Annotated in this window: 3 protein-coding genes; 1 reads left to right on the top strand and 2 read right to left on the bottom strand. The window is 64.6% G+C overall.

Annotated elements, in window-relative coordinates:
• Positions 1–98: 98 nt before the first annotated feature.
• A complete protein-coding gene (locus ACESNG_RS19645) occupies positions 99–1028 on the bottom strand; it encodes an alpha/beta fold hydrolase (protein WP_373070474.1) in 930 nt (309 codons plus the stop codon).
• Positions 1029–1038: 10 nt separating this feature from the next.
• Positions 1039–1545: a hypothetical protein gene (locus ACESNG_RS19640; protein ID WP_373063197.1), complete on the bottom strand. Its 507-nt coding sequence runs from the start codon at positions 1543–1545 to the stop codon at positions 1039–1041.
• A 79-nt stretch (positions 1546–1624) separates the two neighbouring features.
• On the opposite strand from ACESNG_RS19640, the gene ACESNG_RS19635 reads away from it, so the two are divergent.
• A partial coding sequence (locus ACESNG_RS19635; RefSeq protein WP_373070472.1) for a hypothetical protein occupies positions 1625–2694 on the top strand: 1070 nt, incomplete at its 3' end.

The following is a 2694-nucleotide window of genomic DNA, read 5'->3' as shown; positions in this document are numbered from 1 at the left end:
GTGGAGATGGCGACGCTCGATCCTACCCAGCCGGTGCCGATGATGGCGACGCGTCGAGCCATGTGATGTCTCAGTGAGAAAGGCCGGATACCGTCCGGCTATAAGGCGCCACGTAGAAACCGTCGGAGCGGCACAAGCGCCGCGGCGGGTGTCTCCTCGAATGGGAGATGCCCCACGTTGGGCAGCGGCGCCAGCGTCGCGTGCGGCAATGCCTTCAGATAGTCGGCGGCGTTGCTGAACGGGATCATGGCATCCTGCTCTCCCCACAACAGCAATGTTGGTGCCTGAATTTGCCGCAGTAATGGAACGGGATCGGTCAGGATGGTCTGGCGCATGCGTTGCAACATGGCATCGCGTGCCCCTGGGGCACGCATGAGGTCGTAATAGCGATCGGCCAGACTGTCCGTCATGGTGCGTTTATCGGCGTACGCCGGTTCGAGACTCATGCGGAGCAACGCCTTGGGCAGCACGTAGCGCATCAGCGACAGCGAAGCGGGCACCTTGGCGACCTTGCCGTACTCAAAGCCGGCACTCGCGAACCCATCGGGCGAAATCAGCACCAACTTGTCTACGCGTTCCGGATTGCGCGCGGCGAAGGTCCACGCGATGCGTCCACCCATCGAGTTGCCGATCACCGTGGCGCGCTGAATGCCAAGCGTGTCCATCAGCGCGGCCAGCAGCTGCATGCTGCGTGTATCGGTGTAATCGCCGGTGGGATCAGGGGCACTGAGACCGCTGCCGGGCAAGTCGAATCGGATCACGCGATACTGGCTCTCGAGCTCACGCGCCCACGGTTCCCAGGTGTGCAGGCTCGACCCGAAGCCATGCAGCAGGATCAGCGCGGGAGCAGTACGCGGGCCGGTGTCGCGAACGTGCAACGAGACGCCCTCGACCATGCGAAGGTCGCGCGGTGTGGCGAGATAGTGGGCGCGCAGAGTGGCCTGGTCAGCGTCGGGTGTCCACAGCGCGCTAACAGAAGCGACCAGCGCGATGGCAAACGCGATGGCCGCGATACGACGTGTCTTCATGCCGCGGAATTTAATCCACGCGCCAGACGCGATTCCACCCATCGGCGAAGGCATAACATCCGCAGCGCGCTACCCATCGTGCCGCTACGCGCATACGCCGCTCGTGACACGCTCCACTGTAATTGCACACCACATCGGTCACGATCAGATCCCGCTGCAACTGCACTGGCGTGAGCGTGGAGTCGATCACCCAGCGGGGCTTCTCGGCGGTCGGTGTCCATGTGAGACGACGTGGCGCGCGATCGGGTGCTGGCGATGCCGGGCTGACAACGACGCCGGCACGGACGAGCGGCGCATCAGCCACCAGGAGCGGAAAGGAACCGCTTCGACGCACGCCCGGCGTGAAGGGGCGCGTGATAAGCCCGCCAATGGGGGCGGGGGTGGGGGCGGGCGGTCCGAACGCCTGTGGCCCGAGCGAGCCCACCAAGGGCTGGGGGCGTGGCCGCGTTTGGCTCTGTAGCGAGGGGCCTGAGAGCGCCAGGAAGGACAGGCTGATGGCGAGACGGCGGAGGGGCACGGAGAATCATACCCCGGATCGGCGCACCCGGATGGACCAACCCGGAGCGTGGACCTCGACAGAGGTCTACTTTTCCCCGATGCCTTCCGCCAACTCCACCCTGTCGACCTCGCCGAGCGCTGGCCCGACGCGCTCGTACGCGCTCGATCATACGCTCGCCTTTGCGCTCTGTCTCGGCGCCGCGATGCTGTTGCTGTGGCCGCTGCTCACCGGACAGATGCTGTTCGGTGGAAGCCGCTCCGACATGTTCATCGCCGGCTACTCATTCCGTCTGTTCGGCGCCGAGTCGTTCTTGGCAAACGGCGCGATCCCGCAGTGGAATCCGTATCTGTTCGGTGGTCTGCCGTACATCGCGGCGATGCACGGCGACATTTTCTACCCGACTGCGTGGCTGCGATGGATCATGCCGGTGGACGTGGCGATCACGCTCGGCATGGCGATTCACTTCGTGCTGACGGGGTGGTTCACCTATCGCTTCTGCCGTTCGCTGGGACTCTCGTGGAATGCGAGTGTGGTGGCGGGCGTGGCGTACGAGCTGACGGGGATCGTGGCGTCGCAGATGAGTCCTGGACATGATGGCAAGCTGTTCGTGGCCGCCATCGCACCACTGGCCTTCTGGACGCTGCTCGGCGCGATCCGACATGCGAAGACGTGGTGCTACGGCGCATTCGCGTTCGTGGTCGCGCTGATGGTGCTCGGGCACTACCACCCGGCGTACTTCCTGTTGATTGCGCTCGGCATCTGGGCGTTGTACCTGGTGTTCTTCGATCCGGAGCGTCCGGCCGATGTGAATCCGGTGAAGACGCTCGGCTTGTCGTTGGTGGCCGTGGTGGTCGGGTGCGGTATCACCGCGCTGCAGGTGCTGCCGTTCCTCGAGTACATGCCGTTCTCGCCCCGCGCCGCGGGTGGGCCCGACACCGGCTGGGAATTCGCGACGAGTTATGCGTTGCCGCCGTCGGAGATCTTCACGCTGTTGCTGCCGCAGTTCAACGGCGTGCTCGATCAGTACTGGGGGCGCAACCCGATCAAGTTCCATACCGAGTACATGGGCTTCCTGCCGCTCGCCCTCGCCGCGCTGGCGTTGGGTGACAAGGCGCGTCGTCGTCTCGTGATCGTGATCGGTGTCAGTGCGCTGTTCTTCCTCATGTT

Source organism: Gemmatimonas sp. (assembly GCF_041689975.1).
Taxonomy (GTDB): Bacteria; Gemmatimonadota; Gemmatimonadetes; order Gemmatimonadales; family Gemmatimonadaceae; genus Gemmatimonas.
This window is presented reverse-complemented; position numbering and strand designations above follow the sequence as displayed.

Excerpts from the sequence above, each read along its gene's own strand:
- ACESNG_RS19645 (WP_373070474.1), bottom strand. The coding sequence starts at position 1,028 with ATGAAGACACGTCGTATCGCGGCCATCGCGTTTGCCATCGCGCTGGTC.